13 protein-coding genes are annotated in these 13586 nt (G+C 66.2%); 9 read left to right on the forward strand and 4 right to left on the reverse strand.

The annotated features are described in order from the left end of the window. Positions 1-5: 5 nt before the first annotated feature. Complete coding sequence (locus ACVJ6E_RS06575; protein WP_147421816.1) at positions 6-1082, reverse strand: hypothetical protein; 1077 nt, start codon at positions 1080-1082, stop codon at positions 6-8. Positions 1083-1569: 487 nt separating this feature from the next. Between ACVJ6E_RS06575 and ACVJ6E_RS06580 the strand changes: the two genes are divergently transcribed. Continuing rightward, a complete protein-coding gene (locus ACVJ6E_RS06580) occupies positions 1570-1986 on the forward strand; it encodes a rhodanese-like domain-containing protein (RefSeq protein ID WP_120267569.1) in 417 nt (138 codons plus the stop codon). 3 nt (positions 1987-1989) lie between these two features. On the opposite strand, the gene ACVJ6E_RS06585 is transcribed toward ACVJ6E_RS06580, so the two are convergent. After that, on the reverse strand, positions 1990-2559 hold the full coding sequence (locus ACVJ6E_RS06585; RefSeq protein ID WP_147421817.1) for a hypothetical protein: 570 nt from the start codon (positions 2557-2559) through the stop codon (positions 1990-1992). A 120-nt stretch (positions 2560-2679) separates the two neighbouring features. On the opposite strand from ACVJ6E_RS06585, the gene ACVJ6E_RS06590 reads away from it, so the two are divergent. The 5 genes from ACVJ6E_RS06590 (at position 2680) to ACVJ6E_RS06610 (ending at position 8282) form a co-directional block, all read left to right on the forward strand. Then, positions 2680-3327, forward strand: a complete 648-nt coding sequence (locus ACVJ6E_RS06590; RefSeq protein WP_199680997.1) for a glutathione S-transferase family protein — start codon at positions 2680-2682, stop codon at positions 3325-3327. Positions 3328-3476: 149 nt separating this feature from the next. After that, a complete protein-coding gene (locus ACVJ6E_RS06595) occupies positions 3477-5084 on the forward strand; it encodes a carboxyl transferase domain-containing protein (RefSeq protein WP_067334173.1) in 1608 nt (535 codons plus the stop codon). A gap of 63 nt (positions 5085-5147) precedes the next feature. Beyond that, a complete protein-coding gene (locus tag ACVJ6E_RS06600; RefSeq protein WP_120267572.1) occupies positions 5148-7073 on the forward strand; it encodes an ATP-binding protein in 1926 nt (641 codons plus the stop codon). A gap of 118 nt (positions 7074-7191) precedes the next feature. Then, positions 7192-7719 carry a c-type cytochrome gene (locus ACVJ6E_RS06605; protein ID WP_199680999.1) on the forward strand — a complete coding sequence of 176 codons (528 nt, stop codon included), beginning with the start codon at positions 7192-7194 and terminating at the stop codon, positions 7717-7719. Between the two features lie 128 nt (positions 7720-7847). Next, positions 7848-8282 carry a DUF1489 family protein gene (locus ACVJ6E_RS06610; RefSeq protein WP_120267573.1) on the forward strand — a complete coding sequence of 145 codons (435 nt, stop codon included), beginning with the start codon at positions 7848-7850 and terminating at the stop codon, positions 8280-8282. 31 nt (positions 8283-8313) lie between these two features. Here ACVJ6E_RS06610 and panC read toward each other — a convergent pair whose 3' ends face one another. Then, the gene (gene panC, locus ACVJ6E_RS06615; protein WP_120267574.1) at positions 8314-9180 is read right to left on the reverse strand and encodes a pantoate--beta-alanine ligase; all 867 of its coding nucleotides are present in this window, start codon (positions 9178-9180) and stop codon (positions 8314-8316) included. Positions 9181-9330: 150 nt separating this feature from the next. Here panC and ACVJ6E_RS06620 point away from each other — a divergent pair, with 150 nt between their 5' ends. Together ACVJ6E_RS06620 and ACVJ6E_RS06625 are read left to right on the forward strand one after the other, a co-directional pair. Beyond that, the gene (locus ACVJ6E_RS06620; protein ID WP_491676415.1) at positions 9331-10077 is read left to right on the forward strand and encodes a vWA domain-containing protein; all 747 of its coding nucleotides are present in this window, start codon (positions 9331-9333) and stop codon (positions 10075-10077) included. 104 nt (positions 10078-10181) lie between these two features. Continuing rightward, on the forward strand, positions 10182-10892 hold the full coding sequence (locus ACVJ6E_RS06625; protein WP_120267575.1) for a DnaJ domain-containing protein: 711 nt from the start codon (positions 10182-10184) through the stop codon (positions 10890-10892). Positions 10893-10939: 47 nt separating this feature from the next. Here ACVJ6E_RS06625 and ACVJ6E_RS06630 read toward each other — a convergent pair whose 3' ends face one another. Next, a complete protein-coding gene (locus ACVJ6E_RS06630) occupies positions 10940-12517 on the reverse strand; it encodes a serine hydrolase (protein WP_120267576.1) in 1578 nt (525 codons plus the stop codon). Positions 12518-13161: 644 nt separating this feature from the next. On the opposite strand from ACVJ6E_RS06630, the gene ACVJ6E_RS06635 reads away from it, so the two are divergent. Then, complete coding sequence (locus tag ACVJ6E_RS06635) at positions 13162-13491, forward strand: phasin family protein (RefSeq protein WP_185926536.1); 330 nt, start codon at positions 13162-13164, stop codon at positions 13489-13491. Positions 13492-13586: the final 95 nt, after the last annotated feature.

Raw genomic sequence — 13586 nt, forward strand, 5'->3', positions numbered from 1 at the left:
ACCTCTTATTCCTGAAGCAATTTCTTCTCGTACTGATCTGCGACCCCGGGGTTGCAGACGGTTTGCTCGCTTTCCGCCTGTTCGGCGGTGTAGGTAGAATCGTAGAGACGCTCGACTGCTCGGCTGAATTGCCGGTCGTCGCGTGACCGTTCGGCGGTCTCAAGAAAACTGCCGATCCCGTTTTCAGTGAATTCCTTCATGTATTCGTAGCGGGCGAGCAGCACCTGCCTTCGCGCATAATCGTCGTCCGGGGCCGCGACGTCGCAGGGGAATCCCATGAAGAACGGTGCGCCCGTGGCGCGCGCGATGATCTCAGCGTCGCGGATCTGCGCTTCCACCCTCTCTCGCGTCAAGTCGACGAGTTCTCTGGCCGAGTACATCGACATGTCGATCTTGTAGACGATGGCGCCGAGGAAGTTTTTTTCGAAATACTCCTTCCGGGTGATCGAGGAGCACTTCGGCAGCTGGCCGATTATACGCTCCTGCTCCTCGCGAAGTCGCTGATAGCGCTCGCCAAGCTCGTCCGCGAGAGCTTTCTGTTCCTCGATCGCCTTGGCGGCGGTCACCCGTCGGGCACTTTCCTTGAGTTCGCGGTAGCTCGCCTTCACGAGGCGGTAGTAGTCGCGCATGAGCGTCTGCCGTTGCTCCTCGCTCAGCGTCGATCCGGTGCAGGCCGGTTGGCCGGTAAAGGGGGCCGCTGTGGCAGCTGTCGCAGACGAGGGGCCATAAGCCGGTGCGAGCGCAAGCGCGAGCAAGAGAGCTATCGATCTTTTCAAGCAGCAGGCCTTTCGCTTGTGGGCCGAACGGACGAGCAGCACCCGCCCTTGGCGCAAACTCCGGGCAAAAATAACTGGAGTCAATTTGTCACCTTTAACGGTAGGCCAACTATCCTCGTTGGCTGCGTGCCCGATCGACTGCTTGTCTGCGCCGGCGTTTATCCCCGTTTTCGGCGGCGACGCCGGGTTGCGATTTCGAGACGGGAGTCTCGAAAATTCTCGAAATTCGATACGGATTTCGAGAGCTCGTCGCAAAATTTCGAGACGCTTGCGCGCAAGAATCGCGAGAGGATTGGCGAGGGGCATCGAACTGTCATGCGTGACGTGCAGGTCAGCTCGCACATTTTTTGCGCTTGCGAAATAATTGCCAAATCGTTAAATCCCGCTGCAGACCGAACGCGGCGCTTGGGGGCAAAACACGCGCCGCCACACTCGGGCAACAAGGAACTTCATGGACGAACAGGTTCAGAAATCCTGTTGGGGTGTAACGGCTTGGGTCGTTCTCCTGGCGGGTGGCGCGCTTGCGCTGATGTATGTGTTCGGCGGGGATGTCACCCCCGCGACCGTGGCCATCGCAAACTAAGGCGGTGCCGCGCCCGCGAAAGCGGAGGCGCAAGGGCGGTCAGCTTAACGAACTGCGGGAATTATCAAGGGCGCGGAGAAATCCGCGCCCTTTTCGCGTCTTGCTGGCCGGCTTCGGCGGGGACAGGGCTTGCCCTGCGCCGGTGGCTCGGCAAACATGGCGTCCCGCCCGGGAGCCGGGTGGAGCGTGCCGGAGTGCAGGGAGAGAGCGATGGCGGGACAGATCACCAAGGGATACAAGGCCTTGCTCGAGGAGGCTAACGCCGCCGTCGAGACGCTGGAGGTCGGCGAGGCCGTGGCGCTGCATGGCGATCCCGGTGTCGTCTTCGTGGATATCCGCGACATCCGCGAATTGGAGCGCGAGGGCCGTGTCCCCGGCGCGGTGCACGCGCCGCGCGGCATGCTGGAGTTCTGGATCGACCCGGAAAGTCCCTATTTCAAGCCCGTCTTCGGCGAGGACAAGCGGTTCGTGTTCTTCTGCGCCGCGGGCTGGCGTTCGGCGCTGGCAACGCACGCCGTGCAGCAGATGGGTCTTGCCCCGGTTGCGCATGTCGCCGGCGGATTTTCTGCCTGGCGGGAGGCCGGCGGGCCGGTGGATCTGCCGGGCGGCGAACCGAAAAAGGCCTGAAGCTCAGTTGGGTAGCGTTTCGACGCCGAGGGGCGCCTGAGCGGCGCTGGGGCTGCGCGGGCGCGCCCGCGGGTCCACCGTCTGGAACATCATCTGCCGCAAGACGGGGATCCCGGCCGGCGCGCTGGACAACAGTCCGCCATAGCTTTCCGGCCCGGCCTCGAAGAGGATAAGCATCACGGGACCGATCTGCGGCCAGCTGACATCCGCGCCCCAGGCGAGCACGTCCGCGGCATTCTCGCGGCCTGCCAGCGCGATGGCGTCCTCGCGCGACAGCGACATCCCCTTGCTGTGAGGCCAGGTAATGCGGGCCAACCCGTCGGGAATTCTCCATAATTTCAAGGTGGTACCGATGTCGAGCAGCAGCTCTTCGCCATTCTCGCGGCGCTCGATATGCACGATGCGCTGGTCGAGTTCTCCTGGCACGACCTTCAGGTTGCCTTCGCTTCCGCTCACCACGACCGTATTGGCGACCCGGTAGGCGTAGCCGTCCGCCGCGGCGGGGAGAACCGTCCCGGCCGTGGCGAAGAAGAGCGACAGGCTCGCAGCGAGTGCCTGTCTGAAGGCTTGCAACGGGAACGGGTTCATCGGACCTTGCGGGAGCGGGGATTGAGGACAGCATTCTAACCCTGCCAGATTTACGAAGGGTTGCGTGATGCCGGCGTTATGACCGGCGGAGACGGGAGAGCGTTGATGAGACTGGTGATCGGCAACAAGACCTATTCCTCGTGGTCGTTGAGGGCCTGGGCGGCGGCCCGGCTGTCCGGCCTGCCTTTCGAGGAGGTGCTGGTGCCGCTCGACACGCCGGAATTCGCCAGTCAGGTCAGGAAGGTGTCTCCTGCCGCACGGGTGCCGGTGCTGGTCGACGGCGATCTGGCGGTGTGGGACTCGCTGGCGATCATCGAGTATCTGGCGGAGCTTGCCCCCGCCGGCCGGCTGTGGCCGCAGGACCGGGCGGCGCGGGCGCGGGCGCGCTCGATCTGTGCGGAGTTCCATTCCGGTTTTTCGGACTTGCGCGGGCATTACCCGATGAACCTGCGTCGCACGCCGTCGCCGCATCCGCACCTGCCGGATGCCGCGAAGGACATCGCGCGCGTGTGCGAAATCTGGCGCGAGTGTCGCAGTGCCCATGCGGGGCAGGGGGATTTCCTGTTCGGCGCCTTTTCCGCCGCCGACTGCTTCTTCGCACCCGTCGTCAGCCGCTTTCTCACCTACCTTCTGCCCATGGGCGAGGTCGAGCGCGCCTATGCGGAGGCGGTCATGGCGCACCCCATTCTCGTGGAGTGGCGCGAGGGCGCGGCGACCGAAGCCTGGGTTGTCGATGCGGACGAAGTGGATTAGTCCGCCTACAATATTATGAAAATAAAGCGAAATATGGATGGTATTGACTAAAACGTAAGCGTCATTCACTGTCCGCCGCAGCATGAAACCGACAAGCTCGAGAGGGGCGCTCGCCGCCTCATCCCGACAGCAACCGGGGGGACGACCAGGTGGCGATCCTGCGCAGCAATTCCACGACCCACGGGCCGGAGGTGGAGGCCAACCGCGCCGCCTGGGCCGGACTTCGCGCCGACCTTTTGGACAAGCGCCGCACGGCGGCGCTCGGCGGTCCCGAGCGGGCGCGCCAGCGGCACCTGTCGCGCGGCAAGCTGCTCCCGCGCGAGCGCGTCGCCCGCCTGCTCGATCCCGGCAGCCCGTTCCTGGAAATCGGCGCGCTTGCCGCCCACGGCCTGTATGACGACGCCATCCATGGCGCCGGGCTTATCACGGGCATCGGCCGGGTGTCGGGTCGCGACTGCATGATCGTGTGCAACGACGCCACCATCAAGGGCGGCACCTACTATCCGATGACCGTGCGCAAGCATCTGCGGGCGCAGGAAATCGCGATGGAGAACCGGCTGCCCTGCATCTATCTGGTCGATTCCGGCGGTGCCAACCTGCCGAACCAGACCGAGGTTTTTCCCGACCGCGACCATTTCGGCCGGATCTTCTTCAACCAGGCCAACATGTCGTCCATGGGCATCCCGCAGATCGCGGTGGTCATGGGCTCATGCACCGCAGGTGGTGCCTATGTGCCTGCAATGTCTGACGAAACCATCATCGTGCGGCAACAGGGGACGATCTTCCTGGCCGGTCCGCCCCTGGTCAAGGCGGCGACGGGCGAGGAGGTTTCGGCCGAGGATCTGGGCGGTGCCGAGGTGCATACCCGCGTTTCCGGCGTTGCCGACCATTATGCGGTCGACGACGATCAGGCGCTGGCGCAGGCCCGCCGCATCGTCGCCAATCTCAACAGCACCAAGGCGCCGGACCTGGCGCTCGCCCCCGTTCGCGCGCCGGTGGTCGACCCGCGCGATCTGGATGCGGTCGTGCCTGTCGATCTGAAGAAGCAGTACGATATTCGCGAGGTCATCGCCCGCATCGTCGACGGCTCGGAGCTCGACGAGTTCAAGGCGAATTACGGCACCACGCTGGTGACGGGCTTTGCCCGCATCCACGGTATTCCAGTCGGCATCATCGCCAACAACGGTATCCTGTTCTCGGAATCGGCCGTGAAGGGCGCGCATTTCGTCGAGCTGTGCTGCCAGCGGCGGATTCCGCTGCTGTTCCTGCAGAATATTACAGGCTTCATGGTGGGACGTGAATATGAAGCGGGCGGGATTGCCAAGGACGGGGCGAAGCTAGTCACGGCTGTCGCTTGCGCCAAGGTGCCCAAGGTCACTGTAATCGTTGGCGGTTCCTATGGCGCGGGCAACTACGGCATGTGCGGGCGCGCCTATGCGCCGCGCTATCTGTTCATGTGGCCGAACGCGAGGATATCCGTGATGGGCGGCGAGCAGGCAGCCAGCGTTCTGGCCACTGTCCGGCGCGACAATATCGAGGCCGATGGCGGCAGCTGGAGCGCGGAGGAGGAGGCGGCCTTCAAGGCGCCGATCCGCGAGAAATACGAGGCGGAAGGCCATCCCTACTACGCCACGGCGCGCATGTGGGACGACGGCATCATCCTGCCGGAGGAGACCCGCACCGTTCTGGGCCTTGCCTTCTCGTCCACGCTTAACGCGCCGGTGCCGGAGACCCGTTTCGGCGTCTTCCGCATGTAATCCCCGTCGCGGGGCGCCTGTGCGGCCCCGCTCGACTTGCCCATTTCAACGAGGACCCACCCCATGCTGGACTCGGTGCTGATTGCCAATCGCGGGGAAATCGCCTGCCGCATCATCAAGACCGCGCGCCGTCTCGGCCTGCGCACCATCGCCGTCTATTCCGAAGCCGACCGCGACGCGCTGCATGTGCGCATGGCGGACGAGGCGGTCGCCATCGGCCCCTCGCCGAGCTCCGAAAGCTATCTGGTGGGCGAGCGCATCCTGGAGGCAGCCAAGGCGACCGGGGCGGCCTCGATCCATCCCGGCTACGGCTTCCTGTCGGAAAACGCTGCCTTTGCAGAGGCTTGCGCGGCGGCAGGCATCGTCTTCGTCGGGCCTTCGGCGTCCGCGATCCGCGCGATGGGCCTCAAGGATGGGGCCAAGGCCCTGATGGAAAAGGCCGGCGTGCCGGTGGTGCCGGGCTATCACGGCGAGCGTCAGGAAGCCGAGTTCCTCAAGCAGAAGGCCTATGAGATCGGCTATCCGGTCCTGATCAAGGCGGTTGCCGGCGGCGGCGGCAAGGGCATGCGCCGCGTGGACAAGGCGATCGAGTTCGAGGCCGCCCTTGCCTCCGCACAGCGCGAGGCGAAGTCCGCCTTCGGCGATGCCCGCGTGCTGATCGAGAAATTTGTCCTCAACCCGCGCCATATCGAGATCCAGGTCTTCGGCGACGGCAAGGGCAATGCCGTGCACCTGTTCGAGCGCGACTGTTCGGCGCAGCGCCGCCACCAGAAGGTGCTGGAGGAGGCGCCGGCTCCCGGCATGACCGACGAGACGCGCGCTGCCATGGGCGCGGCCGCGGTCGCGGCGGCCAAGGCCGTCAACTATGCGGGCGCGGGCACCATCGAGTTCATCGCCGACGGCTCGGGGACCCTGCGGCCGGACGGGTTCTGGTTCATGGAGATGAACACCCGCCTCCAGGTCGAGCACCCGGTGACGGAGATGATCACCGGCCAGGATCTGGTCGAGTGGCAGTTCCGCGTCGCCTCGGGAGAGGGCCTGCCGCTGTCGCAGGACGAGATCGCCATCAGCGGCCACGCGGTCGAGGTGCGCCTCTATGCCGAGGATCCGGACACGGGATTTCTGCCCTCCACCGGCCGGCTCGACCTGCTGGAACTGCCGGAAAGCGAAGGCGTTCGCATCGATACCGGCGTCGAGACGGGCGCGGAAATCTCCGCCTTCTACGACCCGATGATCGCCAAGCTGATCGCCTACGGCCCCGACCGGCAGACCGCGCTGGACCGGCTGGCGGCGCAGTTCGACCGCTCGCTGATCGCCGGCCCGAAGAACAATCTCGCCTTCCTGGCCGCGCTGGTCGCGCATGAGGACGTGCGCCGGGGCGGCTTCGATACCGGGCTCATCGACCGCGACCTTGCCCGGCTGACCGCAGGCGAAGTGGGCGAGGAGACCATCGCCGCGGCCGTCGCCGCCTTGGTGCTGCCGGAAGCCGCCGCCGAGACCTCCGGTTGGCAGGATCCCTTCGCGGCGACGAACGCGTTCGAGCTCACCGGCCGCCGGCAGACCGGCTTGCGGGTCGAGGTGGACGGCGAGCCGCGCGAGGTCGCCATCGAGTGGCAGGGCGGCACCGCCTCGGTCGCCGGAGGCTCTGCGTCCGGTGCGGGCCGCGTCGTGCGCAGCGACCGCGGCACCTATGCGGTGGAGGCGGGGCGTGCCGTGCGCGTGACCCTCGTCGATCATCTCGCCCGTGTCGCTGAGGACGCGGAAGGTGCATCCGCCGTCAAGGCACCGATGCACGGCAAGGTGATTGCCGTCGATGTGGCGCCCGGCGACCGGGTGGAAAAGGGCGCGCGACTGGCCGTGGTCGAGGCGATGAAGATGGAACATGCCATCACCGCGCCGCGCGACGGCACCGTCGAGACGGTCTTCGTCACGGAAGGCGCACAGGTCGACCAGGGCGCGCCGGTGGTTGCCCTGGCGGACGAGGACTGACCCGGGTTCCGTTTTCACCGGAATACCCTGCGTAAGGTGACGGCCGTCACAGAGAATGCGCGCCAGAAAGAGCATGGATCCCGCCGCGGCCTGTGAGGCCGCGCTTATGGAGGGAGCCATGCGGTTCTTTGATTTTGGAAATGTAGTTCTGCTTGCCGCGCTTGCGCTCGTGCCGGCCCGGGCGGATGCGGCCGGGCCGCAGGATCAGGTCGAGCGTGGCCGTTATCTGACGGAAATGATGGGCTGCAACGATTGCCACACGCCTGGATACTTTCTCGGCAAGCCGGACATGGCGCACCGCCTGTCGGGCTCGGAAGTGGCGTTCGAAATTCCGGGCATGGGAGCCTTTGCCGGGCCCAACCTGACGCCGGACAAGGCGACCGGCCTCGGTGCCTGGTCGGATGCCGAGATCGATACGGTGATGCGCACCGGCGTGCGGCCGGACGGGCGCACCCTGGCGCCCAGCATGCCGTGGCGGTCCTTCGCCTCGATGAGCGCGGAGGACATGGCGGCGATCATCGCCTATCTGCGTTCGCTTCCTGCGACCGAGCGCAAGGTGCCCGGTCCGTTCGGTCCGGGCGAGACGTCGAACACGTTCGTGATGCGGCTCGTGCCGCCGGGCGCGGTCGTCGCCGGCGCGCCGTAAGGACGGGCACCCTGTTCGGGCCGCGCGGGTTTGCTGCGCGGCCCTTTTGCCGTTTCGCCTGTGCATAGCGGGCAGGGCGGGAGAGTTGCGGGTTTGCCGGCGCGCGCGGAGCCCTATAACAGGGGATCATGCCGCTTCATCTTCTGAAACTCTGCGTCGGCGTCGACGCCATCGAGGATCTTCAGGCCTGGATCGATTTCCGCCTGGAGGAAAAGCGTGCGAGCGGCGAGCCGGCCGAGCAGTATCACACCACCAGGATGATCCCGACCCGGCGCGAGGAGCTGCTCGACGGCGGTTCGCTCTATTGGGTGATCAAGGGCTCGATCCAGGCGCGCCAGCACCTCCTCGACATCCGCCCCTTCACCGATGCGGCCGGCGTCAAGCGCTGCCAGCTGGTGCTGGAGCCAGTGCTGCACCCCACGCGGCCGCAGCCGCGCCGCCCGTTCCAGGGCTGGCGCTATCTCAAGCCGGACGACGCACCGGCAGATCTCCGCAAGATGGCCGGCGGCGGCGACATTCCCGACGCGATGCGCCGGGAACTCGCCGAACTCTGCCTGATCTGACCCGCGCCTTGCGCGGGGGCCGGCCTGTCGTTCAGGCCCAGCCGGAGGCCGGGCGGGTGACGGCCATGTTGTCGATCAGCCGGGTCTTGCCGAGCTTTGCCGCGACCAGCAGTCGGGCGCTGGTGCTTTCCGGTCCCACCGGCGCCAGCGTTGCGGCATCGCACAGTTCCAGATAGTCGACCGCGAACCCGCCTTGCGTAAGCTGCGCGGTGCCGTCCGCCAGCACCGTTGCCACCTGCTCGCCGGCTTCTATGCGTGCGATCGCCTGCATCAGGACCTGCGGGACCAATGCGGCGGTGCGGCGGGCGTCGGCATCGAGATAGCGGTTGCGCGAGGACATGGCGAGCCCGTCCGCCTCGCGCACGGTCGGGGCGCCGACGATGGTGGTGGGGATGCCGAGATCGGCAACGAAGCGGCGCACCACGGCGAGCTGCTGGTAGTCCTTCTCGCCGAACATGGCGATGTCGGGCAGGGTGGCGAGGAGCAGCTTGGCGACGACGATGGCCATGCCGTTGAAGAAGTGGGGGCGGGTGATGCTCTCCAGCCCGGCGGACGGCCCGCCGACGGTCATACCGGTGGCGAAGCCCTGCGGATACATCTCCGCGACCGAGGGCAGGAACACGCCCTCCACCGACAGCTCTTCCAGCATGCGGATGTCGGCTTCGTTGTCGCGGGGATAGGCGTCGAAATCCTCCGTCGGGGCGAACTGGGCGGGATTGACGAAGATCGAGACGATGATGTGCTCGGCCTGCTCGCGCGCGGCGCGCACCAGCGACAGATGGCCCTCGTGCAGGGCGCCCATGGTCGGCACCAGCGCGATGCGGTGTCCGGCGGCGCGTGCGGCGGCAATGCCCTCGCGCAGGTCGGCAACGGTCTCGTGAACCCTCGGCCTGGTCATGTCTTGCGGTATCCTCCCGTCTGCGACACCGTTCCCGTCGGCGTTGGCTACGGTGTTTACCGCCTTTTGCGGTCGCGGTTTGGATTTTTCCGCAATGGGCGCCATATCAATTGCAACTGACTGCAAGGCTTGCGCGAATGGCGAGGAGGAATGGTGGACGACGACCGCAGGATGGAGACGACACGCTCGCGCGCACCGGCCGACAGGAGCGCGGGCAAGACGCCCGCGGCCTCGGCCCGGAGCGAGATCTCCGCGTTTCTCGGCGCGGCGCAGGCGACCCGTAACGTGGCGACGGCCGGACGGTTGGTGATCGCGCTCGATGCGACCATGAGCCGCCAGCCGACCTGGGACCGGGCGTGCTCGATCCAGGCGGAAATGTTCACCGCGGCCGGCGAGGTCGGCCGGCTCGCCATGCAGCTCGTCTATTTCCGCGGCTTCGGCGAGTGCGCCGCCTCCAAATGGGTGGATGACGGCGAGACGCTCGCCCGGCTGATGACCCGTATCGACTGCCGGGGCGGTCAGACCCAGATCCGCAAGGTGCTCCGCCACGCCATCGACGAGACGCGCCGGCGCAAGGTTCAGGCGCTCGTCTATATCGGCGACTGTGTGGAGGAGGATGTCGATGCGCTGTGCGCAAGGGCGGGGGAGCTCGGCCTGCTCGGCGTGCCGGCCTTCATCTTCCAGGAAGGGGCGGATGCCCACGCCGAGACCGCGTTTCGCGAGATCGCCCGGCTGACGCGAGGCGCGCATTTCCGTCTCGACGGGTCGTCGGCGCGCGAGCTTGCCGATCTGCTGAAGGCGGCGGCGGTCTATGCAGCGGCCGGGCGCGAGGGGCTGGAGCGGTTGACGCGCGGCGGTGATGGCGGGGCGAAGCGGCTGCTGCAGCACCTTGGCTGAGGCGAGACCCGGCCTGAAGAGGTGAGGCGGGCGGGCGCTCCCGAAAGGCCGTCTCGGGCCTTATAGTGCCGGCACCTGCAAGATTCCGAAAGACGAGGACAGGCATGGGATTTTTCCTGCTCGGCATCGGGCTTCTGGCCCTGCTGCTGGCATTTGCGCATTACACGACGCGGGCGAACCCGTCGGACCTGGCGCGCCAGATGAAGACGGCGGGCGGCATCGGTCTCCTCGCTGTTGCGGCGGCGATGCTGGTTTTCCGGCGCATCGACCTTGCGATGCTGGCCGGCGGCTTCGGGCTGACGCTGCTGGGCCTGCGGCGCGCGCGCGGCTTCCGGCCGGCAGGCGAGGGCCAGAACGGCGAAAGCGGAGCGACCTCGACGGTGCGCTCCGCTTTCCTGGAGATGCGTCTCGACCATGACAGTGGTGCCATGGCGGGCGAGGTTCTGGTGGGCCGCTTCGAGGGACGAACCCTCGACAGCCTGTCACGCGAAGAGCTTTCGGCCCTCTATGGCGAGCTGTCCGGGGATCCGGACAGCCGCGCCTTATTTGAGGCTTATCTCGACCGCCGGGAGCCCGGCTGGCGTGTAGACTTCGAGGCGGATGCCGCAGCGGGGCATGGAAGCCCGGCGGGCGCGGGCACCATGACCGAGCAGGAGGCCTACGAGGTTCTGGGGCTTTCTCCCGGCGCCGGCGAGGCGGAAATCCGGGCGGCGCACCGCCGTCTTATGAAACGCGTCCATCCCGACCAGGGGGGGAGCGGATTTCTCGCCGCCAAACTCAACGAGGCGAAGGACCTGCTTCTCGATCGTCATTGAACTCACCAGTACGCGTGACAAGTTGATCTGGGTGATGGGCTGACGTCCTACTGATACACTGCGTAGCAGTTGAACCGCTTCTGCTTCAGGTCGCGGCAGGCGTTCCAGGCCGCGGTCTTGGTCTCGAACCCGACGAAGCGGGCGCGATAGAGGGTGGCACCGCCGGAATCGACCGGCTCGGTGTAGGGGTCGTAGCCGCGCAGCTTCGAGCCGAGCGCGCCCTGTGCCTTCTTCAGCATGCTGACGGCCGCATGCTCGCTTTCGGCGGCGGCGATCTGCACCTGCCAGCCCGGCACCGGGTCGGCGGCATTGTTGGCGGCGACGGTGACCGAGGCATTGGCCGGCGCGTCCGGCAGATCCGCGGTCACAGGCTCCGGATCGGGCAGGGCGGCGGCCACCACCTCGTCGCCGACAGCGGCAACGCGGATGGTCTGGGTGCGCACCGTGCGCACGCCCGGCGAGCGCGGCGCTGCGGTCGGCTGCGGGGTTGCAGCAAGGTCGGCCGCGGCGACCTGCATTGCCTTGCGGCGCAGGATGGCCTTCAGGTCCGGCTTCTGCGGCACCGGTGCGATGGAGCCGGTGACGATGTCGGAGGCGGTCTCGGCGGAGCCTTCGGTCTCGCGCACGGCCGGAGCCGCGACCGGAATGACGCTGGCCGGCTGGCTTAGGGCGGCAACGCGCATCAGCTGTTCCTGCGGCTTGAGGCCGGGCACCGGCACGTTGCGCAGCTCGGCAAAGGCGAGCGGCTTCGGCGTCACCTTCGGCAGGCTGGCCGGGGTCTCGGCGCGGGCCACCAGCATCGGCGCGGTGCGCTTGCCGCGGGTCGCCTTCGGCAGGTACTGCGAGATCAGCTTCTTCATCTGTGCATTGCGCGAGGCGCCGGTGCGCCCGCCCATCACCACGGCGACGATGTGCCGGCCGCCGGTGTTGACGCTGGTGACCAGGTTGAAGCCCGATGCGCGGATGTAGCCGGTCTTGATGCCGTCGACGCCCTTAACGCGCCCGAGCAGGCGGTTGTGGTTGCCGTAGCGGCGGCCCTTGTAGGTGTAAACGCGGGTGTTGAAGTACTTGTAGTACTTCGGGAAACGCTCCTGGATCGCGCGGCCGAGCAGGGCCATGTCGCGCGCCGTGGTCTTCTGGCGGTTGTCCGGCAGGCCCGACGGGTTGTGGAACGTGGTGCGCTTCATGCCGATCTGGCGGGCGGTGCGGGTCATGCGCTGCGCGAAGGCCGGCACGGAACCGCCGACATTCTCGGCGACCACGACGGCGACGTCGTTGGCCGACTTGGTGACCAGCGCCATGATGGCGTCCTTGACCTTGATGGTGCTGCCCGGCTTCAGGCCCAGCTTGGACGGCGGTCGGCTCGCGGCATGCTTGGACACCTTGAGCGGCGTCTGCAGCGACATGCGACCGGCCTCAAGCTCCTCGAACAGGACGTAGAGCGTCATGATCTTGGTCAGCGAGGCCGGATAGCGGGCCGTGTCGGCCTTGTAGCTGTACAGGGTCCGTCCCGACTTCACGTCGACGACGATCCCGGAATACTTCGAGTTGGCGAAAGCGGGAGCGGAAAGCATCGCGGTGAGGGCGAGGGCCATGGCGGCCAGAAGCGCTCCCCGGGTTCCCATTGCAAATGCGCGTCCGACGCGCCGCACACCTTTACTCAGCACAATTTTACCCCACTCGGGTCCAGGTGTTTCGTTTGCGTTGCGATCCGGATCCCCGCCAGCCCCGGCCGGATGCACCGCGTGTTGCCTCATCTTGCCCGAAATACGGTTACGAATGTCCAAACACGACCATGACACGAAACCGGTTTTCGAGATTTTTGGCCGACTTGTCGTCGGCTCCGATGCTGCCGAGAGTCGCAAAAGGCAGTTAATGCGCCGTTACCGGAGGCGCTCCCGGACACGCGAAACCGTGCCCAAAGCGTCGCCCTTGTGCAAGTGCGAGGGAAAAGTCCAGCAATGCCCGCAACTTGCGGCGATCGGGCGGCTTGGTATCGGGAAAAACACGGCCGGAAGCTTGCGAAGCCGGCTATGTTGCAGTGCGAAAGAACTCTTGACAAAATTTGTGCATTGCATATATCTGAGGTTGTTATCGCAAGGCTCGACGCTGAGGCGTGCCAGAGGGAGATCCTTCAGGGTTTTCCGTGGACGTTCGGACATTCGGGCACATCGCGTGCCGGAACCGGCGAGGCCGGACCGGACCGGAACACCGGGGCAATTCACAAGGCCGCAAGGCCTGCACGACAAACGCTCAGAGGTCACCAATGATCAACAATTTCGAAGACATGCAGAAGCTCGGCAAGGACAACATGGACGTCGTCATGCAGAGCTTCGGCGCCATGACCAAGGGCTTCCAGGCGATCGCCTCGGAAGTTGCCGACTACCAGAAGAAGTCCTTCGAGACCGGCACCGCCGCCGTCGAGAAGCTGGTTTCCGCGAAGTCGCTCGACAAGGCCTTCGAGGCCCAGAGCGAGTACGTGAAGACCGCCTATGAGGGCTTCGTCGGCGAGGTCACCAAGATCGGCGAGATGTACAGCGACCTGGCCAAGGACGCGTACAAGCCGTACGAGAGCGCCTTCTCGAAGGTCGCCAAGTAAGCTTTACGTCTCCCAAGACGATCCCGGCGGTCCGCCGCCGGACTTTTGACCCGCAGGCAAAACCTGCGGGTCTTTTTCGTTTCAGCGTCCCCTTT

The organism is Stappia sp. G46H5W, from assembly GCF_058448995.1.

Bases quoted from the DNA above. Each gene is read 5' to 3' on its own strand.
- ACVJ6E_RS06625 (WP_120267575.1), top strand. From the start codon at position 10,182: ATGGGATTTTTCCTGCTCGGCATCGGGCTTCTGGCCCTGCTGCTGGCA.
- ACVJ6E_RS06590 (WP_199680997.1), top strand. From the start codon at position 2,680: ATGAGACTGGTGATCGGCAACAAGACCTATTCCTCGTGGTCGTTGAGG.
- ACVJ6E_RS06610 (WP_120267573.1), top strand. From the start codon at position 7,848: ATGCCGCTTCATCTTCTGAAACTCTGCGTCGGCGTCGACGCCATCGAG.
- ACVJ6E_RS06575 (WP_147421816.1), bottom strand. From the start codon at position 1,082: ATGCCCCTCGCCAATCCTCTCGCGATTCTTGCGCGCAAGCGTCTCGAA.
- panC (WP_120267574.1), bottom strand. From the start codon at position 9,180: ATGACCAGGCCGAGGGTTCACGAGACCGTTGCCGACCTGCGCGAGGGC.
- ACVJ6E_RS06605 (WP_199680999.1), top strand. From the start codon at position 7,192: ATGCGGTTCTTTGATTTTGGAAATGTAGTTCTGCTTGCCGCGCTTGCG.
- ACVJ6E_RS06600 (WP_120267572.1), top strand. From the start codon at position 5,148: ATGCTGGACTCGGTGCTGATTGCCAATCGCGGGGAAATCGCCTGCCGC.
- ACVJ6E_RS06580 (WP_120267569.1), top strand. From the start codon at position 1,570: ATGGCGGGACAGATCACCAAGGGATACAAGGCCTTGCTCGAGGAGGCT.
- ACVJ6E_RS06620 (WP_491676415.1), top strand. From the start codon at position 9,331: ATGGTGGACGACGACCGCAGGATGGAGACGACACGCTCGCGCGCACCG.
- ACVJ6E_RS06630 (WP_120267576.1), bottom strand. From the start codon at position 12,517: ATGGGAACCCGGGGAGCGCTTCTGGCCGCCATGGCCCTCGCCCTCACC.